The sequence below is a fragment of the Chlorobium sp. N1 genome, from assembly GCF_004332115.1.
Classification (GTDB): Bacteria; Bacteroidota; Chlorobiia; order Chlorobiales; family Chlorobiaceae; genus Chlorobium.
The window spans coordinates 1-24,821 of record NZ_SJPA01000009.1; the positions used below are offsets into that span (position 1 = coordinate 1).

25 protein-coding genes are annotated in these 24,821 nt (G+C 62.2%); 12 read left to right on the plus strand and 13 right to left on the minus strand.

The genetic code is table 11. The annotated features are described in order from the left end of the window. Positions 1-261 precede the first annotated feature (261 nt). Genes E0L29_RS09775 through E0L29_RS09790 form a run of 4 tightly spaced genes read right to left on the minus strand, consistent with a single transcriptional unit; the run spans position 262 to position 2,577 of the window. Complete coding sequence (locus E0L29_RS09775; RefSeq protein ID WP_242664361.1) at positions 262-918, minus strand: FeoB small GTPase domain-containing protein; 657 nt, start codon at positions 916-918, stop codon at positions 262-264. Further along, positions 915-1,142 (minus strand): ferrous iron transport protein A, encoded by a 228-nt coding sequence (locus E0L29_RS09780; RefSeq protein WP_131358339.1) that lies wholly within the window; start codon positions 1,140-1,142, stop codon positions 915-917. Before E0L29_RS09780 ends, E0L29_RS09775 begins: the two co-directional genes overlap by 4 nt. After that, complete coding sequence (locus tag E0L29_RS09785; protein ID WP_242664363.1) at positions 1,139-1,480, minus strand: ferrous iron transport protein A; 342 nt, start codon at positions 1,478-1,480, stop codon at positions 1,139-1,141. Before E0L29_RS09785 ends, E0L29_RS09780 begins: the two co-directional genes overlap by 4 nt. A 26-nt stretch (positions 1,481-1,506) precedes the next feature. Beyond that, entirely contained in the window at positions 1,507-2,577 is a 1,071-nt protein-coding gene (locus tag E0L29_RS09790; RefSeq protein WP_131358342.1) for an LbtU family siderophore porin, read from the minus strand. Between the two features lie 348 nt (positions 2,578-2,925). On the opposite strand from E0L29_RS09790, the gene E0L29_RS09795 reads away from it, so the two are divergent. After that, positions 2,926-3,831, plus strand: a complete 906-nt coding sequence (locus E0L29_RS09795; RefSeq protein ID WP_131358345.1) for a DUF2914 domain-containing protein — start codon at positions 2,926-2,928, stop codon at positions 3,829-3,831. Positions 3,832-3,840: 9 nt separating this feature from the next. On the opposite strand, the gene ybgF is transcribed toward E0L29_RS09795, so the two are convergent. The 8 genes from ybgF to E0L29_RS09835 all read right to left on the minus strand — a co-directional run bounded on the left by ybgF (position 3,841) and on the right by E0L29_RS09835 (position 10,965). Then, positions 3,841-4,647, minus strand: coding sequence for a tol-pal system protein YbgF (gene ybgF / locus E0L29_RS09800; RefSeq protein WP_242664365.1), 807 nt, complete (start codon positions 4,645-4,647; stop codon positions 3,841-3,843). A gap of 81 nt (positions 4,648-4,728) precedes the next feature. Beyond that, complete coding sequence (gene pal, locus E0L29_RS09805) at positions 4,729-5,244, minus strand: peptidoglycan-associated lipoprotein Pal (RefSeq protein ID WP_131358351.1); 516 nt, start codon at positions 5,242-5,244, stop codon at positions 4,729-4,731. Between the two features lie 78 nt (positions 5,245-5,322). Beyond that, entirely contained in the window at positions 5,323-5,787 is a 465-nt protein-coding gene (pal, locus tag E0L29_RS09810; RefSeq protein ID WP_131358354.1) for a peptidoglycan-associated lipoprotein Pal, read from the minus strand. A 57-nt stretch (positions 5,788-5,844) separates the two neighbouring features. Next, on the minus strand, positions 5,845-7,155 hold the full coding sequence (gene tolB / locus E0L29_RS09815; RefSeq protein WP_131358359.1) for a Tol-Pal system beta propeller repeat protein TolB: 1,311 nt from the start codon (positions 7,153-7,155) through the stop codon (positions 5,845-5,847). 168 nt (positions 7,156-7,323) lie between these two features. Next, on the minus strand, positions 7,324-8,187 hold the full coding sequence (locus E0L29_RS09820) for a TonB C-terminal domain-containing protein (protein ID WP_131358362.1): 864 nt from the start codon (positions 8,185-8,187) through the stop codon (positions 7,324-7,326). Positions 8,188-8,195: 8 nt separating this feature from the next. Beyond that, positions 8,196-8,615 carry an ExbD/TolR family protein gene (locus E0L29_RS09825; protein WP_131358531.1) on the minus strand — a complete coding sequence of 140 codons (420 nt, stop codon included), beginning with the start codon at positions 8,613-8,615 and terminating at the stop codon, positions 8,196-8,198. Between the two features lie 8 nt (positions 8,616-8,623). Further along, on the minus strand, positions 8,624-9,292 hold the full coding sequence (tolQ, locus tag E0L29_RS09830; RefSeq protein WP_131358365.1) for a protein TolQ: 669 nt from the start codon (positions 9,290-9,292) through the stop codon (positions 8,624-8,626). Between the two features lie 92 nt (positions 9,293-9,384). After that, positions 9,385-10,965 carry a DUF92 domain-containing protein gene (locus E0L29_RS09835; RefSeq protein ID WP_131358368.1) on the minus strand — a complete coding sequence of 527 codons (1,581 nt, stop codon included), beginning with the start codon at positions 10,963-10,965 and terminating at the stop codon, positions 9,385-9,387. Positions 10,966-11,512: 547 nt separating this feature from the next. Between E0L29_RS09835 and ilvD the strand changes: the two genes are divergently transcribed. The 10 genes from ilvD (at position 11,513) to radC (ending at position 23,508) form a co-directional block, all read left to right on the plus strand. Beyond that, entirely contained in the window at positions 11,513-13,201 is a 1,689-nt protein-coding gene (gene ilvD, locus E0L29_RS09840) for a dihydroxy-acid dehydratase (protein WP_131358371.1), read from the plus strand. 18 nt (positions 13,202-13,219) lie between these two features. Continuing rightward, positions 13,220-14,941, plus strand: a complete 1,722-nt coding sequence (ilvB, locus tag E0L29_RS09845; protein ID WP_131358373.1) for a biosynthetic-type acetolactate synthase large subunit — start codon at positions 13,220-13,222, stop codon at positions 14,939-14,941. A gap of 12 nt (positions 14,942-14,953) precedes the next feature. Continuing rightward, entirely contained in the window at positions 14,954-15,430 is a 477-nt protein-coding gene (gene ilvN, locus E0L29_RS09850) for an acetolactate synthase small subunit (protein WP_131358376.1), read from the plus strand. A 45-nt stretch (positions 15,431-15,475) separates the two neighbouring features. Then, positions 15,476-16,468 carry a ketol-acid reductoisomerase gene (gene ilvC, locus E0L29_RS09855; protein ID WP_131358379.1) on the plus strand — a complete coding sequence of 331 codons (993 nt, stop codon included), beginning with the start codon at positions 15,476-15,478 and terminating at the stop codon, positions 16,466-16,468. Between the two features lie 22 nt (positions 16,469-16,490). Continuing rightward, a complete protein-coding gene (leuB, locus tag E0L29_RS09860; protein ID WP_131358382.1) occupies positions 16,491-17,552 on the plus strand; it encodes a 3-isopropylmalate dehydrogenase in 1,062 nt (353 codons plus the stop codon). Positions 17,553-17,577: 25 nt separating this feature from the next. Continuing rightward, complete coding sequence (locus E0L29_RS09865; RefSeq protein ID WP_131358385.1) at positions 17,578-19,146, plus strand: 2-isopropylmalate synthase; 1,569 nt, start codon at positions 17,578-17,580, stop codon at positions 19,144-19,146. Positions 19,147-19,151: 5 nt separating this feature from the next. Next, complete coding sequence (locus E0L29_RS09870; protein ID WP_131358388.1) at positions 19,152-20,447, plus strand: 3-isopropylmalate dehydratase large subunit; 1,296 nt, start codon at positions 19,152-19,154, stop codon at positions 20,445-20,447. A 40-nt stretch (positions 20,448-20,487) separates the two neighbouring features. Beyond that, positions 20,488-21,060 (plus strand): 3-isopropylmalate dehydratase, encoded by a 573-nt coding sequence (locus E0L29_RS09875; RefSeq protein WP_131358391.1) that lies wholly within the window; start codon positions 20,488-20,490, stop codon positions 21,058-21,060. Continuing rightward, entirely contained in the window at positions 21,057-22,655 is a 1,599-nt protein-coding gene (gene cimA, locus E0L29_RS09880; protein ID WP_131358394.1) for a citramalate synthase, read from the plus strand. Before E0L29_RS09875 ends, cimA begins: the two co-directional genes overlap by 4 nt. Positions 22,656-22,836: 181 nt before the next feature. Then, complete coding sequence (gene radC / locus E0L29_RS09885; RefSeq protein WP_131358397.1) at positions 22,837-23,508, plus strand: DNA repair protein RadC; 672 nt, start codon at positions 22,837-22,839, stop codon at positions 23,506-23,508. Between the two features lie 6 nt (positions 23,509-23,514). On the opposite strand, the gene E0L29_RS09890 is transcribed toward radC, so the two are convergent. After that, positions 23,515-23,808 carry a cold shock domain-containing protein gene (locus E0L29_RS09890; protein ID WP_131358400.1) on the minus strand — a complete coding sequence of 98 codons (294 nt, stop codon included), beginning with the start codon at positions 23,806-23,808 and terminating at the stop codon, positions 23,515-23,517. A gap of 221 nt (positions 23,809-24,029) precedes the next feature. On the opposite strand from E0L29_RS09890, the gene E0L29_RS09895 reads away from it, so the two are divergent. Further along, complete coding sequence (locus E0L29_RS09895) at positions 24,030-24,761, plus strand: SDR family oxidoreductase (RefSeq protein WP_131358403.1); 732 nt, start codon at positions 24,030-24,032, stop codon at positions 24,759-24,761. Positions 24,762-24,821 lie beyond the last annotated feature (60 nt).

A 24,821-nucleotide genomic window follows, 5' to 3' on the forward strand; every position in this document is an offset into this window, starting at 1 on the left:
CCAAGAAGCTGCTGGTAATGAGAGATCAGGGATTCCATCACGAGACTGCGGGTTGGATTGGTGAGGCTTGAGACTACGTCAAGCTATCCATTTCCTCCCGCATTCCCACTAAATTTGACGAAGAGCCCACATTTCTACAGATCCTGAGTCTCAGCGTATTCGAGAAAGTCGATATTTTACAATTAGTTACGAACTCAGCCGGCACAATCGAGAGTACCTATACCGATAACCAGTTGAATTTATTTGACTTATAACCGGACACTAGTGGTGGGCGACGATTCCGCCGACCCCCTCGAGCTCCGAGGCGAGCCTCTTGACCGCCTGGACGATCGCGTCGGGGTAGGAAACCCTGCAGCCAGGAACCCGTTTCTTCTCGAGCTCTTCGGCGATGGCGTCCTTGAGCTCCGAAAGACCCTCGCCGCGCGAGGCCACCATCGGCACGACGCGGCACCCGAGCCCTGCCGAGAGCGCTTCGACGTCGATGTCGATACCGCGGCCGGCCGCGGTATCGAGCATGTTGAGCGCAACGAGCACCGGCACGTTCATCTCAAGCAGCCGGCTCGTCAGGTAGAGGTTGCGGTCGGGATTCGAGGCGTCGACGATATTGACGACGAGCTCCGCCTCGCCCCCGAGGATGTAGTCGCGGGCCACCGCCTCGTCCTCGGAGAGGGCGGAGAGCGAATAGATGCCGGGAAGATCGACCAGCTCGTAGGAGCGGCCCTTATGGGAGAACGAACCGCTCTTTCGGTCGACCGTGACGCCCGGCCAGTTGCCGACCGTCTGGTTGAGGCCGGTCAGCGCGTTGAAGAGCGTCGTCTTTCCGCAGTTGGGATTGCCGACGACGGCAACGACCCGCGTCTCCGAGGCCTTCTCGGCCGGTTTCATGACGGAACCGACCAGTGCTTCTGCCTCCATCATGCCACCTCCTCGACGGTTATGCCCTCGACCTCGTGCTTGCGGAGCGTCAGGCGGTAGTTCTTGACCGAGATTTCAAACGGATCGCCGAGCGGGGCGACACCCTCCACCCTGACGGTCTCACCGGCCAGCAGCCCCATGTCGAAGAGGCGGCGCCGAAGCTGCGGGGAGGCCGAGACGGAAAGCACCCGCCCGGCCTGCCCTTTCTTGAGTTCTGATAGATTCATGATATTTTTCTCCGTACGATGATTTCCATTGCAACACTGTGATCAATTGCCATCCGGCCGTCGTGGACCTTCAGGAGGAAGGGCACGCCGCGGCCGCTCTGGACCACCTCGACCGTCTGGCCGGGACTGAAGCCCAGCTCCGAAAGCCGGAGCTCCTGCCCCCGGCCGTCGTGCGGCCTTCCGTCCCGCGGCCTTCCGCGACCCGGACCCCGGCTGCCGTGAAGGAGGCGGCCGGATCCGTTGCCGCAGGAGAGCGGGCCCCCGCCGCCTTCACGGCGGCGGAATCCGACGATTTGGGCGGACTCCCCCGCTCCGAGCACACCAAGAGGCACCATCATCGCTGCTCCTGTTTTTTTGAGGTTGGTTAAAATTCCATTGCAAGCTGCATGGTGAGGGTATCGGTATCAGCCGTGCCGGCCTTGTTGTCGGCACGCTGGTACTCGAGCGCAAGGCCCGCACCATCGACCACATCCCAGCCGACGGTCGCGCCGTAACGGCTGTCATTGGTGCCGAAATCGTCGGAACCCTCATAGCGCACGGCGAGTCGAAGCGGAAGCTCGCACCGGTAACCCGCCTCGACGCTCCAGGCGGAAGGCTGACGGCCACTGTAGTCGCCACCATCCTTGAAACTGTCGCAGGCGCCGAGGTACTCGCCCCTCAATTCGAAGCTGCCGTAACCCGCCATGGCGTTTACCGACCATCCGCCCACGAAATCAGCCGTGGTTTTTTTACCATCAGCATCGAAGCTGTCCTGCAGCCCGTCGGTGTCGGCCATATTGTTGGTCCAGGAGGCGCCGAAGCCGTAGCGGAAATCATCCTGCTCCCCGCTCCAGCCGAGGGCTGCGACAAGACTCTGGATCTCGCTCTCGCCCGCCTTCTGCACGTCACCCTTGAAAACGGAGACCGAACCGGCAAGGCCGTCCTCTTCATAACCCGCCCTCACCGATGCGTGCCCGGTGGTCTCGCCGAGTTCGAGCGTCATGGGATCGGAGACCATGCCGCTCTCGAAGCTGCCGAAGGACTGCGTGAGGCGGCCGACCTCGAGGAACAGCGGCGAAGAGCCGGACTTCATCCGGATATAGGCCTGGTCGACCGAAATATTGTCATTGTTCTCACCCTGTTCGTAGAGCAGGACGCCGTAGCCCGTGATCCAGGAGTTGAGCTTCGCTTCGAGGCCGAGCTCGAGCGTGGCAAGGGTGATATCGGAGGTCGACTTCGCCCCTTCGGTGTCGACAAAGGCCCCTTCGACCTCGACAAGGCCCGCGAAGGAAAGCTCAGGGCCGACCTTCTCTTCGGCCGAAGCGGAAAGCTCGCTCCTCTTCTCGAGCGCGTCGAGACGGCGCTTCAGCTCCTCGACCTCGTTATTGGCGAATGCCGTGGATGAAAGGAGCATCGAAAGCGATGCGGCGGCGGTGGTTTTAACGAATCTGTTCATGTGCAGCTGAGGGTGTATGATTGTTCTTCTTATTTATACTCTATCTAATTAAATCACGAGAAACTTAACACTATTTAGATTTATTCCAAATAAGCTGACAAAAAAAATTACGCCAGCCGAATTGATATCGCCAGCAGCGTGACGGCTTCACCAGAGAGACAGTCCGTTAGGGAATTTGCAATTGCGACACGTCGGAACGCCGTAGGGATGAAAAAAAATGCCTCATCTGCAGACCGATGAAGGCATCCGGCGTATTTTTCGTTAAGTTAACAATGAAAAAGCCCTTTGAACTGAGACCGAATTCGTAGCTTTCCTCCCAAAGCGCCTCAACCCCAGAGAACACTCGAAATGGAAAACATGACGGAGTTCGTCCGGATCGGACGGACCATACTCGATACGCTCAGGAAGGCAAGGGAAGGCAAAGGGCTCAGCCTCGAAGAAGCCGCACGGATGGCCGGCACGGCTCCCGACCGCCTCGCACGGCTGGAGGCCGGAGACCTCGAGATCCTCCCCCCTGCCTACACGGTCGCCCTCATGCGTGAATACGCGCAGGCGCTCGGCGCCTATGACGAACCGCTCTTCCATGAGCTCAAGGAGGCGGCCGGCATTCCGGTGCCCCGGTCGAGCACGACGCGTCCTGTTCCCGACCATCGGGAGCAACAACCCGGACTGTGGCGCAATGCTTTTGCCGGAGCCGTTGCAGTGACGCTCCTTATCGCTGCCTGGCTGCTCGTCGGGCGCGCATGCCAGACCCCGTCCAGAACCGTACAGAAAACACCCGATCCGGCAATGACGGCCGCGGCACCGCCGGCCCCGGTGCCGGCTCCATCCGCCGCTCCTCTTCCGGAACCGGACACGCTGCAGAGCCAGGCGCCGGCCATAAACGCGGACAGTGCACCGGCAAGCGGCGCGACAGTAGCGCACAGCTGCTTCACGACGTCGATCGACAGGGAGAAACGCTCTCCTCTTGACCGGCTCCGGCGTACGCCACAGCAAGAAACTGCCATCGCATACTTCAGCGACATTCTGAACCCTTCGGGGAAACCCCTCTACCATGAGTGGCTGTTCAACGGAAAAACGGTACAGCGGATAGCCGTCGGTACGCCCACCGGCCGGCGATGGCGCTGCTGGTCGCAAAAAACGGTCGGACGGGGTGAAGAGGGAACGTGGACAGTGAGGATCGTGGAGGGAGAGGGAACAGTGCTGCATACCGACAGCATCCCCGCGGGAACGCTGCCGGCTGCGGCGGAATAAACGGGAACCCTAGTTGAGCTTCTGGCGGGCCAGCTTGGCTTCAGGAGCCTGCGGATAGACGTTCACGAGATCCCGGTAACGGGTTTTCGCGTTAGTCGTGTCGCCGATCAGTTCGAACGAACGGGCCTGCTTGTAGATCGCAGCAGGGCGCTTCGCGCTTTTGGTGTACTTGGCGATCACGGTCTGGTAATCGAGGATGGCCTTGTCGTAGGCTTTCTCGGCGAACCAGCTTTCGGCGATGAAGAACTGCGCGTCACCAGCCCGTGAAGACTTCGGATACTCCCTGACCAGGGCGGAAAAACGCTCGCGGGCGTCAGCATAACGCTCCTTGCCGAACATCGCCGCACCTTCATTGAAAAGATCGGAATCGTTTTTCGGGGCCGGAGCCTGCGATACGGCAACCGGAGCCCCCTTCATTGCGGCAGCGCTGTCAGGCGGAGCTGCGGCGACGCTGTCGGCGGCGGCAGCCGGCATTGCGGCGGGCACCGAAACGGCCTCTTTCGGAGGCGGCGTCAACCCGAGATAGCGTTCGACGGCCCGGATCCTGCGTTCGAGCTCATCGCTCTTCTGCACCAGCAGCGAATCCTCTGCACCGAGGCGCTGGAAAGCCGAGCGGCTGCGGTACGTCGACTCGTCGATGCGTCCCTCGATCGAACCGATTCGGTCGCGGATCTGCTGCATTTCGGTATAGGATCCTGCGGACTGCGTCTTGATGGTTTCAAGATTGTCCTTGACGACGACGAGGTCCTGCTTCGAAGCGCAGGCGGAGAGGAAAAGGAACGGAACGAGAAGAAACCTGCCGGATTTCGTGATCATGGGCATCGGGGTATTGTTCATCTTTGAATTAACCTCCCGGGCCCTGAACGGGCCCGGAAAGAAGGGAACGGCACTCGGTACTTACTTGAGGATGAAGTGCGCACGGCGGTTCTTCGACCAGGCCGATTCGTCATGGCCTGCCGCAAACGGCTTCTCTTCGCCATAGCTCACCGTCTCGATGCGAGAAGAGGGAATACCGAGCCTGACGATGTACTCCTTGGCGTTCGTGGCACGACGCTCGCCGAGTGCCATGTTGTACTCGGAGGTTCCGCGCTCGTCGCAGTGACCCTCGATAAGGGTGGATGCACCGGCATTGTTGCCCATCCAGGTGGCGTTCTGCTGAAGCTGATTCTGCGCGTCCGAACTCAGCTCGGAGCTGTCGAACTCATAGAACACGTCGCCGAGCGGACCGGTCTGGTACTCATCGAATCCGTAGCCGGAAGGACCTGCCTCGACGGAAGTCACGGGAGCTGGAGCGGGAACACCGGCTCCTGCCCCGGCATCAGCCCCGCCCGAAGGAGCCACGGCATTTTTGGACGAACACCCTGCAGTGAAAAGCACGGCGAGGGAAAGGATTCCATACACGCTTTTTTTCATGGGACCGGAAGTTTTGATTGTGATGGTTACGGGAAACGAAGCAGGGCGGCTGAACGCCGCCCTCTCTCCGGGTACTGCTTATTCAGCCACGAAATGCGCCCGCCTGTTCTGCGCCCAGGCCTCCTCCGTACTGCCGGCGGCAAACGGCTTCTCTTCGCCGAAGCTGACCGTCTCGATGCGCTCTGAGCTGACACCGAGATTTACCATGTAGTCCTTCGCAGAATTGGCCCGGCGCTCTCCGAGGGCCATGTTGTACTCGGCGGTGCCACGCTCGTCGCAGTGTCCCTCAACAACAACACGGCGGGAACGGTTGGCGTCCATCCAGGCCGCATTGTCGCGGAGCTGGCTCTGGGCGTCCACGCGGAGGGCCGACTGGTCGAAATCAAAGAACACGTCTCCGAGAGCGGGAACGGCAACAGGAGCTGGGGCCGGCGGAGGGGGGGGCTCCGGAGCGACGGCAACATCTTTCTGGCAGCTGCATGCTCCGATGAAGAGCAGCGCCGGGATACACAGACTTCTGGCTAAAGGCTTGAGATTTTTCATGGTTCCCCCTGTTTTGTGTTTGTAAAAAACTGCGTGTACTGCCTAAGAACAGATGCGTCAGCGGACAAACGACCATGAGGGCTGCATCTGCTCTCCCGACATCTGGAGGAGACGACGCTGGTGTTCCCCGTTCGCATTCATGACATAAAGTTTTTTCTGGCCCTGGCGGCTGGAGGTGAAGACGATCATGTCGCCGCCGGGCGACCAGGACGGAGATTCGTTCTCGCGGTCCCCCGAAGTCAGCTGGGTCGCGCCCGAACCGTCCGCCCTTATGGTAAATATATTTATTTCGCCGTTTTTCTCCATTGAACTATAGGCAATTTTATCGCCGGCCGGAGACCACGAGGGCTGCGTATTGTAATTGCCGTTGTAGGTCAGCCGACGGGTCTGGCCGGAGATCAGGTCGAGGATGAAGATCTGCGGGTTGCCGTAGCGGGCGGAAACGAACGCCATCCTGCTTCCGTCGGGTGAAAAGGACGGGGAGAGGTCTATCCCCCGGCTGCTCGTCACCCTGCGGGACAGGGAACCATCGGTGCGGACAAGGTAGATCTCCTGGTCACCCTGGAATGAGAGGGTCGTGGCCACCTCCGCGTTGCTCCGCCATCCGGGATCGATGCTGACCCCGGACTGCCGGACGGAGGCGATGCGGCGGTCCGAGAGGTTCATGATCTTCAGCGCCGGCCTGCCGCTCGTATAGTCGGTAAAGGCCAGGCTGGTGCCGTCGGGAGAGAGCGCGGGAGTAAGGGAGATGGAGCGGGAACGGGTCAGCTGGCGGACGTTGCTGCCGTCGAAGGCGCAGGAGTAGATCTCCTTGAACCCGCTCTGGTTCGACACGAACACGATGCTTGAGCCGAAGACCGATCGGTGGCCGGTCAGGAGCTGCACGAGATCGGCGCAGAAGGCATGGGCGAGGGCACGCAGATCGCCGGAACTGCCCGTATAGGTCTTGCTGAGAATGGGTTTGGCGCCGAAGGTCTCATAGGCGGCCATGGTAAGCCGGACCCGGTCGGGATCCCCCGAGACCGTCCCTCCGGCGAACACCTCCGCACCGATGGAATTGAGTGCGCCGAAATTCAGCGCAGGCTTTCCGCCTTTTCCCTCCTCGAAAAGGTTCATGGGCGGAGGAATCATGTTGAAAAGCCCCGTGAAATCGAGAGCCCGGCGGATCTCCCGGTCGATCTCCCCGGACCAGGAGGAAGCCTTTCCTCCCTCGGCCAGCGGTGGGGCGACAATGAGGGCGATGCGCCCGGAACCCTCCTTGCGGATCGCAATATACTCGCCATCCGTCGCACGGGCGGGAAGAGAGAAGGCCAGACTGAGAAGGAACGTGAGCAGAAAAGCGGCAGCGGGTCGCATTAAGAGCCTCATGGGTACGGTGGTGTCGTTATGGGTTGTCGTCTCGTTATCGTCTCATCATCGGCGGGAACCCCGGAGAGGATCTGCAGCCGGAGGTCCGTCACGGATCGGATCGATTCAAGGAAAATGAAAAAATATACACAATACGCGCAACCCCCGAAAGACTCCCATCCCTTTCCCTCAGGGCGCGATCCCCTCTGGCGTAAAGACGAAGCCGATCCACTCCGACTGCGAAGCATAGCCGGAAGGGAACGGGGGAAGGGGCGAGGACTTCTCCAGGGCTATTTCGACCGAGTTGTTCAGGTAGGCGCTCGGGGAACGCTTCTCGAAGACGATCTGCTGGATCGTTCCGTCGCGAAGCACCTGTATTTTCACATACACCTCCATCCCTCCGGCGCTCTGCAGCATCGGGCTCGAGAAGTTCCAGTTCGCGTTGATGATCTGTGCAATCCCGGCACGATAGGGATCGCCGGTCCCGCCTCCGCCCCCGGTACCGGCCCCTGTTCCCTTCCCCGGCGCTCCGGCAGGGCCGGAGGAGACGCCGCTTCCGGCGGCCACGGACTCCTTCAGGCGTGAGAGCGCCCGTTCAAGGTTGTCCCGGCCCGCCGCCTTTTTCGCCGCCTCGTCGGCCTCGACCTTTTTTTTGAGATCGGCGATCGCCTTCGAGATATCGGGAGCCTTTTCGGGCGCCACGGGTTTCTTCTTCGCGGCAGGGGTTTTCTTCGGCTCCGGAACGGTTTTCTTCGCCTTGGGCGCCTCAGGGACCTTCACCGCCTTCTTTTCTGGTGCCGAGGCCGCCTTCTTCTCCGGCTTCGGCGCCGGAGCAGGCTCGCTGACCGCCCTCGAACCACCCCCGGCAGGCTCTCCCCCGCCCGGAAGCGAAAGGAGGCTGACGCTGACGACCCTCGGCCTGAAAGGGCGCACGGCCGTCCACTGCTGATAGGCCACCAGCGCGGCGAAGACGGCGAGGTGAGCCGCCACGGCCAGGACGATCCAGAAGGAAAAAGGCCTGCCGGTTCCGAAGGGCATCCCGATTTTTCTCATAGACCCGCCTATCGTCCTTCCTTCCGCCTCACGGGGGCGGGTTCGGTAACCATGCCGATCTTCTCGATGCCGGCATCCCTGATCTGCGCCATGACATCCATCACCAGCCCGTAGGGCAGCGACTTGTCGGCCTTGAGATAGACCTCGCCGGTCTTTTTCACGTCGAGCAGCGTCGGGAGCTTCTCACGGACCTCCGAGGCGCCGAGTTCGTACTGGTTGACGAACACCCGCCTCGAGCCGTCGATGCTGATCATCAGGCCCTTGGGATCCACATCCATTTTTTCATGCGTGGTCTCCGGCGTCTCGACCTTGACGCCGTGCGTCATCATCGGCGCCGTCACCATGAAGATGATGAGCAGGACGAGCATCACGTCGACGAGCGGCGTGACGTTGATGTCGCTCATGAGCCGGCCTTTTCCGGAAGTCATCATGGTGATCAGTCCTGTGTCTGGTTGGGAAGGCAGGCGGAGGTGAACTCGGGGGCAAACTCCTCGATGTCGCGCTCGATGATGCCGATCTGGAGGGAGAAATAGTTGTAGGCCATGACGGCGGGAATGGCGGCGGCAAGCCCGGCGGCGGTTGCGACGAGCGCCTCCGAGATGCCCGGAGCCACGGCGGCGAGCGAAGCCGACTGCACCATGCCGATGTTCTGGAACGCGTCCATGATCCCCCATACCGTCCCGAACAGACCGATGAAGGGCGCGGTATTGCCGACCGTCGCCAGGAACGGCACCAGCGTCGAGAGGCGCTTCAGTTCGAGGTTGGCTTCCCGCTTCACGGCTCGCGCGATGCGAACGCGCGGCTCGCCGGATCCGGGAGCTTCGCTGAGGGCACGGTACTCGACGTAGGCCGCGCGGAAGACGCGGGCGAGGGAGGCGTTGCGGTAGTTCTCGCTTTCGGCGAAGATCCGCTCCACACCCTGCGACTGGAAAAAAGCGTCGAGAAATGCCGTCGACTCGCGCATCGAGCGGCGAACGAAGGTGAATTTCTGGAAAATGATCGCCCAGGAGACGACGGAGAAAAGCAGAAGGACGGCGAGGACGAAGAGGACGACGGGACCCGCCTGCGAGAGGAGGGTGAGGATACCGGAATGCGCTTCAGGCATGGGAACGTGGAAGGTTAAGGTTCAACTGCGGTCTCGTAGAGGAACGGCCCCCGGAGGGGCCGTCAGACAAACATACGATATAGGGCGACATATCAAAAGAGTCCTGCGTTCTGGATGACAAGAAAAGCGAGCCCGGAGCCGGAAAGGGCGCAGAGCGTGTTGACGAGGTCGTTGTTGACGAGGGCGTAGCCCTTCAGCAGCCGGTTCTCCACTTTCGATCCGTCGGGCGCCATGCTGTGGGTCCGCTCGGTCACCTTCTCGCGGATGGGATCGTAGTACTGGGCCTGGAGGGTGGCGCCGAAGAAACTGTCGACGAGGCTGGCCAGGAGGCCCGAAAACCCTACCAGGAGAAACGAGTTGAGGAGGCCGAACTCCTGCAGCCACGGCGTACCCACCGCCACGGCGCCGAGGCAGATGAAGAGCGAGCCGATGAAGGCGCCGGCCGTGCCGGGGAAGGATACCCCGCCGGAGGTGCCGACGGCGACCGGCTGGAGAGTGGTCACGAGCCATGCCTTGGGGTTCGGCCACATCGTGCCGATCTCGGTCGCCCAGGTGTCGGCCTGGACGGCGGCGAGGGTGCCGAGGTAGGCGAAGAAGACCGCCGGGTTTCCGGTAAGGGAGTAGACCCCCATGAGGATCCAGGCGATGCCGCCGTTAGCGTAGACCTGCCCGGCGTCCCGCTGCGAGCCTTTTTCGAAAACAAGGTCGAACTTGGCCTTGCGCCTGCGCCCGAGCTTCGAGAGGACCGATGAGAGCAGGTAGAAGGTGAGCAGCGGCACCGTCCAGAGCATGCCGCCGACACCGAAGATGGTGGTGCCGAGCAGGAAAGTCGCCGTGGCTCCGCTGTTGTTGAGGAAACGCACCTTCACCGAAAAAACGGCAAGCAGGAAGGCGAAGAGCCCACCGCCGAGGAGTCCGGAAGCCGTCGCGGCCTGGTTGCCGTCGAGCAGGTAGAGGACGTATGCCGTCGCGAAGGGAATGAAGAAGTTGTCGAGCCCGTAGGAGAGCAAAGCCTCGACTGCCGTCGAGACGAGGGCGAGCAGCAGGGCGAGCAGGAGAAGCGTGAGGAGCGGCGCACCCTGGAGGCCGCCGGTGAATGAGGGCTGGAAGAAGAGCAACGAAAGGGCGATGCCGGCAAACGAAACCCCGAACATCGTCGCCGACCCTTCCAGGCTCTTGCGGTTGCGGGTAAGGTCTGGAATCAGGTGGCGGCCGAAGGCGGAGCCGACGAGCGCGGCGAGCGAATCCCCTGCGGTCGAGGCCAGGACGGCGGTCTGCAGGATCCAGCGGTGATCGTCCCAGAGCAGGAGCGTGCCGAGCAGGAATGCAAGCGGCAGGAGGATGCTGCCGTAACTGCGGACCGCCTGGGAAGCAGGCTCCCCGGCCCCGGGGCCGGAGAGCAGCGAACGGAACCAGCCGAACGAAAGGTTCAGCGTATTGAGAACCAGGAACAGCAGCGCAAGGAGCAGCGGGTAGAAATTCGAGTCGAACCAGGACGGGACGAAGAAGAGCACCACGCCCGTTCCGAGGTGGACGATCTTGCGCGAGACCGTCGCATCGAGACCGAATCGGCCGGAAAGGAGCTCGGAGAGCAGGATGAAAAGAACGAGGAGGCCGGCCGAAAGGAGGAATGCCGGAAATTCTGGTGCGAGGGGGAGCGGAATGTTCAGCATGGCTGCAGTGTTGTGATTGTGCAGGATGATAATGCGGAAATTGCCCGATATCATTAAAATATACGCCTTTGGAACTCCAAGACAAGAAAAACCACGGGAATCCGCCAAGTGCCGAGGCACGACAGTGCACGAAAAAGGTGCGAAATCCGGCAGGAACGGAACCCATGTCCGTACCCCTATATTATTAGGGAGCATCCGCTTGTATTAATGGCGGCGAAAATGTAATTTAATGCCGATTTTTCGTCCGTTACCGTTTGCCGAAGAAACCCGTATCCATCCATGACTGCACCGTCGTCACATACCGGTTACCGCAACCGCCACTCCCCCGGCAGCCGCAAAAGGGCCTTACGGTCCCTTAGCAGCGCCGCGCGCCCTGCAGCCATCACTTCCGTATCGGGCATTATCGTAACCGGTTCAGTACGCTGAATCCGGCACCGCCCCCCAGTCCTCACATTCCTGTTTCTGCACACCACATGCACAGAGTGACGTCGGGACCGGCGGTTCCGGGGCCCTGGAAGTCAATTGCATAAAAACAGACATCGCACCTATGAGATCCGACACCATAAAAGCGGGATATGAAAAAGCCCCCCACCGCAGCCTTCTGAAAGCGACCGGCACCATCCGCGAGAAAAGCGACTACCGCAAGCCCTTCATCGGCGTCTGCAACTCCTTCAACGAACTGATTCCCGGCCACGCCCACCTGCAGGAGCTCGGCAGGCTCGCCTGCGAAGCGATCCGGGAGGCCGGCGGCGTCCCGTTCGAGTTCAACACCATCGGCGTCTGCGACGGCATCGCCATGGGCCACATCGGCATGCGCTACTCGCTGGCCAGCCGCGAGCTCATCGCCGACAGCGTCGAAACCGTCGCCGAAGCACACCAGCTCGACGGCCTCGTCTGCATCCCCAACTGCGACAAGATCACTCCCGGCATGATGATGGCCGCGCTGCGCATCAACATCCCGGCCATCTTCGTCTCCGGCGGCCCGATGAAAGCCGGCCACACGCCCTCCGGCAAAACGGTCGACCTCATCTCCGTCTTCGAGGCCGTCGGCCAGCGCAGCACCGGCGAGATCTCGGAGCAGGAACTCGAAACGATCGAAGAGAACGCATGTCCCGGCTGCGGCTCATGCTCCGGCATGTTCACCGCCAACTCCATGAACTGCCTCTCCGAGGCACTCGGCTTCGCCCTGCCCGGCAACGGCACCATCCTGGCGAGCGACCCGCGCCGCCGCGAGCTCGTCCGCGAGGCCTCGCACCGCATCATCGACCTCGTCGAAAAGAACGTCCGGCCGCGCGACATCCTCTCCCGCCAGGCCCTCCTCAACGCCTTCGCCCTCGACTTCGCCATGGGCGGAAGCACCAACACGATCCTGCACACGCTGGCCATCGCAAACGAGGCAGAACTCGACTTCGACTTCTCGGAGCTCAACGCCCTCTCGGCCAGGACGCCCTACATCTGCAAAGTGAGCCCCGCAACGATGGAGGTCCACATCGAGGACGTCGACCGAGCCGGCGGCATCTCGGCCATTCTCAAGGAGCTCTCGAAGATCGACGGGCTGCTCGATCTCTCCGTGCCCACCGTCACCGGCAGGAGCCTCGGCCAGAACATCGAGGGCGCCGTGGTCAGTGACCGCAAGGTCATCCGCAGCATCGAGGACCCCTATTCGGCAACCGGCGGCCTTGCCGTCCTCTACGGCAACCTCGCCCCCCAGGGCGCCGTCATCAAGACGGGCGCGGTCAGCGCGCCGATGATGCAGCACACCGGCCCCGCGAAGGTCTACGACTCCCAGGACGAGGCCATCGGCGCCATCATGAAGGGGGACGTCAAGGCGGGCGACGTGGTCGTCATCCGCTACGAGGGCCCGAAGGGCGGTCCCGGCATGCCGGAGATGCTCTCCCCGACGAGTGCCATCATGGGCCGCGGCCTCGGCGACTCGGTCGCGCTCATCACCGACGGACGCTTCTCGGGCGGCTCGCGCGGCGCATGCATCGGCCACGTCTCGCCGGAAGCGGCGGAGAGGGGCCCCATCGCAGCGCTCCGGACCGGCGACACCGTCTCGATCGACATCCCCAACCGCTCCATTACGATGGAGGTCGGAGAGGAGGAGATCGAACGACGCCTGGCCGGGCTGCCCGCATTCGTACCCAAGATCAGGAAAGGCTACCTGGCCCGCTACGCTCAAATGGTGACCTCCGCCTCTACCGGCGCGATCCTGAAGACACCCGACTACAACTGAACCCAAATACCGACGACCATGCCAGCATCAGGACCGACCATGAATGGCTCTGAAATATTCTTCGAAAGCCTCCGGCGGGAAGGAGTCGACCTCATTTTCGGCTACCCCGGCGGAGCGCTCCTGAAGGTCTACGAGACCCTCCACGACATCGAGGACATCAAGCACATCCTCGTCCGCCACGAGCAGGGTGCAACGCACATGGCCGAGGGCTATGCGCGTGCCACCGGCCGGCCGGGCGTGGTCCTCGTCACCTCCGGTCCCGGCGCGACGAACACCGTCACCGGCATCACCAACGCCTATATGGATTCCTCTCCGATGGTGGTCTTCACCGGCCAGGTGCCGAGCAGCCTCATCGGCAACGACGCCTTCCAGGAAGCCGACATCGTCGGCATCACGCGCCCGATCACCAAGCACAACTTCCTCGTCAAGGACGTGCGGGAACTGGCCTCGACCATCCAGAAGGCCTTCTTCCTTGCCACCAACGGCAGGCCGGGCCCCGTGCTCGTCGACATGCCGAAGGACATCCTGAACGCCAGCTGCGCCTTCGAGTGGCCGGAGCAGGCCGACATCCGCGGCTTCAAGCCGACCCTCAAGTGCCACCAGAACCAGATCGAAAAGGCGGCGCACAAGATCGCCGAAGCCAAACGCCCGCTCCTCTACATCGGCGGCGGCGTCATCACTGCGGAAGCCTCCGAAGAGCTGCAGGAGCTGGCCACGAAGCTGGACATCCCGGTCACCATGACCCTGCAGGGGCTCGGCGCCTTCCCGGCGAGCCACCCCCTCTCGATGGGCATGCTCGGCATGCACGGCACCTACTGGGCCAACCAGGCGGTCAACAAGTGCGACCTGCTCATCGCCGTCGGCGCCCGTTTCGACGACCGCGTCACCGGCCGGGTCGACACCTTCGCCCCCCAGGCCTACAAGATCCACAACGACATCGACCCGACGAACGTCGACAAGAACATCAAGGTCGACCTGCCGATCGTCGGCGATTCGAAGAACTTCCTCCAGGGGATCCTGAAGGCGCTGCCGAAAAAGGCCGAAAAGCACGAAGCGTGGCTCAATGAGATCCGCCAGTGGCAGGAACAGTGCCCGATGACCTACACGGTCGAGGAGGACTCGCTGAAGACCGAATTCGTCATCGACCAGGTGTCAAAACAGACGGAAGGCAACGCCGTCGTCGTCACCGACGTCGGCCAGCACCAGATGTGGACCTCGCAGTACTACCGCTTCAACAGGCCCCGCTCGATCATCACCAGCGGCGGGCTCGGCACGATGGGCTACGGCCTTCCGGCCGCCATCGGCGCGGCCTTCGGCGTCACCGACCGCCCTGTCGTCCTCTTCTGCGGCGACGGCGGGTTCATGATGAACATCCAGGAGCTCGTCACCGCGGTCCACTACCGGATCCCGGTGAAGATCTTCCTGCTCAACAACAGCTACCTCGGCATGGTCCGCCAGTGGCAGGAGCTGTTCCACCAGGAGAAGTACTCGTTCACCGACCTCGAGGACAGCAACCCCGACTTCCTCAAAGTCGTCGAGGCGTTCGGCTGCAGGGCCATGCGGGCCGAGACCCCGGCGGAAGCCGAAGCGGCCATCCGCTCTGCGCTTGACTACAACGAAGGCCCCGTCTTCGTGGAGTTCCGCGTCATCAGGAAGGACATGGTCTTCCCGATGGTTCCGGCAGGCGGCTCCATCTCAGACATGCTCCTCGAGAGGCTGAATCCGAAAACAATGGTTTAACCCCGTCCAACGATGAAACATCTCATATCAGTCCTTGTCGAAAACAAGTTCGGCACCCTCAACCGGGTCGCATCGATGTTCAGCGCCCGCGGCTTCAACCTCGAGAGCATCTCCATCGGCGAGACCGAGGATCCGGAGATCTCACGCATGACCATCGTCACGCGCGGCGACGACCAGATCGTCAGCCAGGTGCTCAAGCAGCTCAACCGGCTCATCGACACCATCAAGGTGACCGACCTCACCCGCCAGCCGCATGTCGAGCGCGAACTGCTGCTCATGACCATGAAACTCAGCAAGGCCACCCAGCACGAGATTTTCGAGCTGATCAACGTTTTTAAGGGAAAAGTCGTGGATATCAAACAAAAATCCATTACTATTGAGGTCATCGGTTCCCCGGATAAAATCAATACCACCATTGATATTTTCAGGCCCTACGGCATCCGGGAGCTCGCCCGCTCTGGGGCTGTAGCCATCCACCGCGGGGAATGAACACCAGAATAACTGCCATTCAATCAATCAAAACCTACTTACGAGATGAACGTTTATTATGAGCAGGATGCCGATCTCGGGCGCCTCCAGGGAAAGAACATCGCCGTCCTCGGTTACGGCAGCCAGGGCCACGCCCATGCGCTGAACCTCAAGGACAGCGGCCTGAACGTTTGCGTCGGCCTCCGCACTGACAGTTCATCATGCCAGAAGGCACGCGAGGCGGGCCTCCGCGTCGAACCGGTCGCCGATGCCGTCAAATGGGCGGACATCGTCATGGTCCTGCTCCCCGACCAGACCCAGAAAGCCGTCTACGAAGCCGAGATCAAGCCGAACCTCTCGGCAGGCAACACCCTCGCCTTCGGCCACGGCTTCAACATCCACTACAAGCAGATCGTCCCCCCGGCCGACGTGGACGTCATCATGATCGCCCCGAAGAGCCCCGGCCACCTCGTGCGCCGCACCTACACCGAGGGCAACGGCGTGCCGTGCCTCATCGCCGTCCACCAGGACGCCAGCGGAAGCGCGAAGGACACCGCGCTTGCATGGGCCAAGGGCATCGGCGGCACGAAAGCCGGCGTCATCGAGACCAACTTCAAGGACGAGACCGAAACCGACCTCTTCGGCGAGCAGGCCGTCCTCTGCGGCGGATCGGCCGAGCTGATCAAGGCCGGCTTCGAGACCCTCGTTGAAGCGGGCTACCCCGAGGAGCTCGCATACTTCGAGTGCATGCACGAGCTCAAGCTCATCGTAGACCTCTACTATGAAGGTGGCCTCTCCCGCATGAACTACTCCGTCAGCGATACGGCCGAGTACGGCGGCATGACCCGCGGCCCGCGCCTCATCACCCCGGCGGTGAAGGCCGAGATGAAGAAGGTGCTCGAGGAGGTCCAGGACGGCCGTTTCGCCCGCGAGTTCATCGACGAGTGCGAAGGCGGCTACAGGAACCTCAACAGGCTCCGCGAAGAGAACACCCAGCACCCGATCGAAAAGGTCGGCGCCAAGCTCCGCAACATGATGAGCTGGCTCGTCAGGAAATAACCCTCTCCACTTCGAGAACACTATGTACAAGATCGTATCCATACCCGGCGACGGCATCGGCCCGGAAGTAGTCGCCGGAGCACTTGCCGTCATGCGGCAGGTCACGAAAAAGCACGGCTTCGAGATCCAGGTCGAGGAGCACCCCTTCGGCGGCGCATCCTACGACCTGCACGGCAGCATGCTGACCGACGAGACCCTCAATGCCTGCCGCGAGTGCGATGCCGTCCTGCTCGGCGCCGTCGGCGGTCCGAAGTGGGAGAACCTTCCGCACGAGCACAAGCCTGAGGCCGCGCTCCTCAAGATCCGCCGCGAGCTCGGGCTCTTCGCCAACCTCCGCCCCGCAAAGGTCTACGACGCCCTCGTCGACGCATCGAGCCTGAAGGCCGACGTGGTGCGCGGCACCGACTTCATGGTATTCCGCGAACTGACCGGCGGCATCTACTTCGGCGAACCGAGAGGCTACGACGAGACGAAAGGCTGGAATACGATGGCCTACGAAAAGCACGAGGTTGAACGCATCGCGCGCCTTGCCTTCGAGGCGGCCCAGAAGCGCGGCGCCAAGCGCGTCATGTCGATCGACAAGGCCAACGTCCTCGAGGTGTCGCAGTTCTGGAGGAACGAAGTGCACCGCGTGCACCGCGACTTCCCCGACGTCGAGCTCGCCGACATGTACGTCGACAACGCCGCCATGCAGATCGTGCGCAACCCGAAGCAGTTCGACGTCATCGTCACCGGCAACCTCTTCGGCGACATCCTCAGCGACATCGCCGGCATGATCACCGGAAGCCTCGGCATGCTGCCCTCGGCCAGCATCGGACGCATCCACGCCCTCTATGAGCCGATCCACGGCAGCGCTCCCGACATCGCGGGCAGGAACATCGCCAATCCCATCGCCACCATCGCTTCGGTCGCCATGATGTTCGAGCACAGCTTCTGCATGCAGGACATCGCAAACGAGATTCATGCAGCCATCGAAGCCGCGCTTGCCGACGGACTTCGCACGGCCGACATCGCAGCTCCCGGAGAGAAAACGGTCTCGACGACGGAGATGACGGAGGGTATCCTCCGCCACCTCGGCGCCTGAGCAGAACGAAAGGGTTTAAGGCACGGTGAAAGAAAAGATCCTGGTATTCGACACAACGCTCCGCGACGGTGAACAGTCCCCCGGAGCGTCCCTGAACGTCCAGGAGAAGGTCGAGATCGCCCGGCAGCTCGAGAAACTCGGGGTGGACATCATCGAGGCGGGCTTTCCCGCCTCCTCCCCCCTGCAGTTCGAAGCGGTCGAGCGCGTCGCCGGCGAGTCCGCCGCCGTCGTCGCAGCCCTCTCACGGGCAGTCGAATCCGACATCCTCTCGGCCTGGAAGGCACTCAGCAGGGCGAAAAAGCCCCGCATCCACACCTTCATCAGCACCTCCGACATCCACATCCAGGGCAAGTTCGCCTCCGACCGGTACGGACGCACGCTCGACGAGAAGCGGCGCACCGTCCTCCGGATGGCCGTCGACGCCGTCGCCTACGCGAAAAGCCTGTGCGGGGATGTCGAGTTCTCCGCAGAGGATGCCGGCCGAACCGACCCCGGCTACCTCGCCGAAATCACCGAAGCGGTCATCGCCGCCGGCGCCACGACCGTGAACATCCCCGACACCACCGGCTATACCTGGCCCTCGGAGTTCGGCAGGAAGATCGCCGACCTCCGCTCACGGGTCCCCAATATCGGGGAAGCCACGATCAGCGTCCACTGCCACAACGACCTCGGACTGGCCGTCGCCAACACGCTCAGCGCCCTTGAAAACGGAGCCCGGCAGGCCGAGTGCAGCATCAACGGCATCGGAGAGCGGGCCGGCAACGCCTCGCTCGAGGAGATCGTCATGGCCCTCAAGGTCCGCAGCGACCTGCACGACTTCGAAACCGCCGTCGACACCAGGGAGATCTACCGGACCAGCCGGATGGTCTCCACGTTCACCGGCATCATCGTCCAGCCGAACAAGGCGATCGTCGGAGAGAACGCCTTCTCGCACGAATCCGGCATCCACCAGGACGGCATGCTGAAGAACCGCCAGACCTACGAGGTGATGACCCCGGAATCGGTCGGCGTGCCCAAAACCAGCATCGTCCTCGGCCGCCACTCCGGCAAGCACGGCCTCAAGGCTCGACTCGAAGCGCTCGGCTACGCCATCGCGGACGAGGAACTCGAGCCTGTCTACCGGCGCTTCATGGAGATAGCCGACAAGAAGAAAGAGGTCTACGACGACGATCTGCGCTTCCTCATGGGCGACACGCTCGCCGACCGGGGCTCGGCCTACACCCTCGACTACCTGCACATCAACAGCGGAACCGCGTCCATCCCGACAGCCACCGTCCGGATCCTCTTCCGGGACAGGGTATACGAGGAGTCGGCCACCGGAGACGGGCCGGTCGACGCCTGTTTCAGGGCGATCGAGCGGGCCCTCTCCATCTCTTCGATGGTCACCGGCTACACCGTCCGTTCGGCCACGGCCGGCCGCGAAGCGCTCGGAGAGGCGCAGGTGCGGATCCGCGACGCCGAACGTTCATACACCGGCCGGGGGGTATCGACAGACATCATTGAAGCCAGCGCCAGGGCCTACATCCAGGCGCTCGGCCTCCGACTTGAACACGAAGAAAACACCACAAACGAAACCACAGAGCACGGGGTTTAAGAATTATGGCACAGACAATAACCCAGAAAATCCTTTCAAGGGCGGCAAACCGCAAGTTCGTCGACGCCGGCGAAAACGTATGGCTTAACGTCGACGTCCTCCTCACCCATGACGTCTGCGGACCGCCGACCTTCGACATCTTCAACCATGAGTTCGGAGCCGGCGCCAAAGTCTGGGATCCGGAGAAGGTCGTCGTCCTTCCCGACCACTACATCTTCACCTCGAACGAGCACGCACGGCGCAACATCGACCTCCTGCGCAAGTTCGCGGCCGAGCAGCACCTCCCCAACTACTATGACGTCGGAACGGAGCGCTACAAGGGCGTCTGCCACGTCGCGCTCGCCGAAGAGGGCTTCAACGTCCCCGGCACCGTGCTCTTCGGCACCGACTCGCACACCTGCACCTCGGGCGCGTTCGGCATGTTCGGCTCCGGCATCGGCAACACCGACGCCGCATTCATCCTCGGTACCGGGAAGCTCTGGGAAAAGGTGCCCGAATCGATGAAGTTCACCTTCGACGGGGTAATGCCCGAGTACCTCATGGCCAAGGACCTGATCCTGCAGATCCTCGGCGACATCGGCACCGACGGGGCCACCTACCGCGCCCTCGAGTTCGACGGCGAGGCGATCCACAGCCTGCCGATGGAGGAGCGCATGACGCTCACCAACATGGCCATCGAGGCCGGCGGCATGAGCGGCATCATCGCCGTCGACGAGGTCACCGAGGCCTTCGTGAAGGCCCGCACCTCGAAGCCCTACGAGATCTTCCACAGCGACCCCGACGCCAGGTACCACAGCGTCCACCGCTACGACGTCTCGAAGCTCGAGCCGGTCGTCGCCAAGCCGCACAGCCCCGACAACCTCGCCACCGTGCGCAGCGTCGAGGGAACGCCCATCACCAAATCCTACATCGGCTCCTGCACCGGCGGCAAGCTGACCGACTTCAGGATGGCCGCAAAGATCCTCTACGGCCAGAAGGTGGCCATCACGACGAACATCGTGCCCGCCACCGTCCAGGTCGCAGCCGGCCTCGATAGCGAGACGCACGAAGGAAAAACGCTCCGCGAGATCTTCGTGGAGTCGGGATGCAACATCGCCCTCCCCTCCTGCGCAGCCTGCCTCGGAGGCCCGTCGGACACCTTCGGACGTTCGGTCGACCGCGACGTCGTCGTCTCGACGACCAACCGCAACTTCCCCGGCCGGATGGGCAGCAAGCAGGCCGAGGTCTACCTGGCCTCACCGCTCACGGCGGCGGCATCGGCCATCACCGGCAAGCTCACCGACCCGAGGGACTTCCTCTGAGAAACCGCACAGAACAGAACCTGAACTGAGAAGAAACACCATGGAAAGCATCATACAGGGAAAAGCCTTCGTACTCGGCAAGAACATCGACACCGACCAGATCATCCCGGCCGAGCACCTCGTCTACAGCCTCTCCGACCCCGAGGAGGTGAAGCTCTACGGCAAATACGCCCTCTCCGGCGTACCGCCGGCCCAGGCCGGCCTTCCCGAGGGCAACATCCCCTTCGTCAGCGAAGGGAGCTTCAAGAGCGACTACTCGGTCATCATCGCCGCCGAGAACTTCGGCTGCGGCTCCTCGAGGGAGCACGCCCCCTTCGCCCTGCAGGTTGCCGGCGCGAAAGCCATCGTCGCCGAATCCTACGCGCGCATCTTCTACCGCAACTGCGTCGACGGCGGCTTCGTCATCCCCTACGAGACCGCGGAGCACCTGACGGAGTTCGTGAAGACCGGCGACGAGGTGAAAATCGACATCGCAGCCAACACGCTCGAGAACCTCACCACCGGCAACACTTACAGCCTCAATCCCCTCGGCGACGTCTTCGACATCGTCGAGGCCGGCGGCATCTTCGCCTACGCCCGCAAGGAAAACCTGATGGAAAGGACCGATTCATGACTGGCACAGGGAAGAAGGTGGAGCTCTACGACACGACGCTGCGCGACGGAACCCAGGGAGAGCACATCAACCTCTCCCTGCAGGACAAGCTGCTCATCGCCCAGCGGCTCGACGAGTTCGGCATGGACTATATCGAAGGCGGCTGGCCGAGCAGCAACCCGAAAGACGAAGAGTTCTTCAGAAAGGCGGCAGCGCTTGAGCTCCGCCACTCCAGGCTCTGCGCGTTCGGCTCGACGGCCCGCCGTTCCGGCGACGTAGAGAGCGACGTGAACCTCCTGGGCCTCGTCAGGTGCCAGGCCCCGGTCATCACCATCTTCGGCAAGACATGGAGGGCGCATTCGGAGAAAGGCCTCGGCATCTCCGACGCCGAGAACCGAGCCCTGATCCGCAACTCGGTAGCCTTCCTGAAGGATGCCGGCCGCGAGGTCTTCTTCGACGCCGAGCACTTTTTCGACGGATGGAAGGACGACCGCGCCTTCGCCCTCGACATGCTCAAGGCCGCAGAAGAGGGCGGAGCGAGCCGCATGGTTCTTTGCGACACCAACGGCGGCACGCTGCCGCACGAGATCTCGGCCATCGTCGAAGACGTCAGGAAGCACACCTCCGTCCCCGTCGGCATCCACTGCCACAACGACAGCGAGCTTGCCGTCGCCAACTCGATCGCCGCAGTCATGGCCGGCGCGACCCACGTACAGGGCACCATCAACGGCATCGGCGAACGGTGCGGCAACGCCAACATCCTGAGCATCATCGCCAACCTCGTGCTCAAGCTCCCCCAAACCGGAGCCTCGGTACCGGACCTCGCCCAGCTGACCTCGCTCTCGCGCTTCGTCTACGAGATCCTCAACCTCCCTCCGGATTCGAAAGCACCCTTCGTCGGCCGCTCGGCATTCGCCCACAAGGGCGGCATCCACGTCAGCGCCGTCATGAAGGAGAGTTCGCTCTACGAGCACATCGATCCCGCCCTCGTCGGCAACCGCCAGCGCGTACTGGTCTCGGAACTGGCCGGCCAGAGCAACATCCGCTACCGGGCCAGGGAGCTCGGCATCACGATCCCCGAGGACGGAGAGCAGATCAAAAAGATCGTCCTGCACGTCAAGGACCTTGAAAACCGGGGATACCAGTTCGACGGCGCCGAAGCCTCGTTCGAGCTGATCCTGCAGAAGGAGCTCGGTTCCTTCAAGCCCTACTTCGAGGTGATCGAAAGCAAGGTGTACGTCGAATCCAGCCTGGAAGGCCGCAACGTCGACCAGGCGGTCATGAAGGTCCGGGTCGGCAACGAGACCGAGCATATCGCTGCCGACGGCGACGGCCCAGTCAACGCGCTCGACAAGGCGCTGAGAAAAGCGCTCATCCGCTTCTACCCCGAGATCAAGGGAATCAAACTCGTCGACTACAAGGTCCGCGTCCTCGAAGAGAAACGCGGCACCAGCGCCAGAGTGAGGGTGCTCATCGAAACCGGCAACGGCCGCACCACATGGGGCACCGTCGGCGTATCGACCAACATCATCGAGGCCAGCCTCCGGGCCCTCGAGGACAGCATGAACTACCACCTCTTCACCCTGAAGGCCCCGAAGCCCGAACCCGCCCTCTGACGAACGCACGAAGGGCCGGCATCCGCTGCCGGCCCCTCGCTTGCCGTTACCATATTTTCTGCGTATTATATCCTATACTATCCGACAGAGACCGACAAACCGTCTCTCACGGATACACCCCATGGCGCAGCCGCGCCGGAGCACCGGGGCGATTCCGCCAACCCCTCGCGTCCATCCGCCCATGCGCATACACGATCTCGACCCGGAGAACCGTCCGCGGGAACGCTTCCTCTCCAGCGGCCCCTCAGCGCTCAGCTCGGCAGAGCTCCTTGCCCTCATCCTCCGCTCCGGCACCAAACACCTCAACATCGTCGACACCTGCCAGCGCATCATCGCCGAGAACGGGCTGGAGAAACTCGCCTCGATGACGCTGCGGGAGCTGCAGAAGACACCGGGCATCGGCCAGGCCAAGGCGATGCAGATCGTCGCCATCTTCGAGCTCAACAACCGCCTGAGCCACAAGAAGAACGCAAACCGCCGCATACAGGGCGCCAGGGACGTGTACGAGTACATGAAGGGACGGATCCCCGACGAGACGCAGGAACACCTCTTCGTGCTCCACCTGAACACGAAGAACCAGGTCACCCGGTGCGTCCGCTCCACCGTCGGGACCCTCAACGCCTCTCTCATCCATCCGAGGGAGGTGTTCAAGTCGGCCATCCGCGAGAGCGCCCACGCGATAATTCTCGTCCATAATCACCCATCGGGGGACACCGAGCCGAGCAACGCCGACCGCCAGGTGACCACGCTCCTCAAACAGGCGAGCGCCGTCATCCAGATCGACCTGCTCGATCACGTCATCGTCGGAAAGACCGGCTGGTTCAGCTTCCGGGAAAGCGGCCTGCTCGGCTGAGAAGCCCTACTCCCCCAAGAATCCGGCCGGGGCGGACGTTTCCCCGGACGCAGCATCCTGCACTGCGGAAGAAGAGGCCTGAGCGGCCTCGGAGGGCAGTTCACGGACATTCTTGGCCTGGAGGCCTTTCTGGGTGGTATCGATCTCGAAATCGACATCGGCGTCCTGGTTCAGCACCTTGAAGGGCTGGTCGCTTTCGATTGCGGAAAAATGCACGAAAATGTCCTCCCCGCCTTCGGGGTGGAGGATGAAACCGTACCCTTTCTTCCCGTCAAACCATTTCACTTTACTTCTTGCCATAACGAGCATACTGATTTATCATTGTTCATACCGCGGCAGTACGGCATAGGGGTTTGCGGTTGCCTTGCCATTTGCTTATGAGCGAATATATACAATATTGCCATCACTTCACACCACACACGGATGTTGCAATGTTATTACACTCTTAATCCAGGATATCACGCAACCGACACCGTCCCCCGGAACGACATATACATAAACCACCCAAAAGAGCAGACAGCATGAAACAGGTCATCGTCATCACGGGAGCCGGCAAAGGCATCGGCCGGGCCATCGCCCTGGAATTTGCGGCAGCCGCCGCCCGGAACACGGAGTTCGAACCGCTTCTCGTCCTCGCGTCCCGCACGCCCGAAGAGCTTGAACGGCTCGCCGAAGAGTGCCGGGGATACGGCGCGGAAGCCGAAACTGCGGTGCTCGACATCGCAGACACCTCCGGGCTGGACGACTTCGTCGAGGGCATCGTCAGGCGGCACGGCCGTATAGACTGCCTCGTCAACAACGCAGGAGTCGGCAGCTTCAAGCCGTTCCTGGAGATGAGCGAAGAGGATTACGAGCTGATGGCCGGCGTCAACATGAAAGGGACCTTCTTCCTTACCCAGAAGGTGTTCCGGCACATGGAAGGCCGTCGTTCCGGGCACATCTTCTTCATCACCTCCGTCGCCGCCCGGAAGGCATTCCCCTCCTCCTCCATCTACTCGATGACGAAGTTCGCGCAGGACGGACTCGTCGAAGCCGTCCGCATCTATGCGCGCAGGTGCGGGGTCAGGGTGACGAACGTCATGCCGGGCGCCGTGCTGACCCCGATGTGGGGAGCGGTCGACGAGGAGATGAAGAGCGTCATGATGATGCCGGAGGACATCTCGGGACCGGTCGTGGAAACCTACCTTATGGCGAAGCGCACCGTCGTCGAGGAGCTGGTACTGCGTCCGGTCGGCGGCGACATCAACGAGTAAAGGAAGGAGCGGCGCCGAAATAGCGCCGCCCCGTCTGGGAAAGATCGGGTTTTTGCCTTA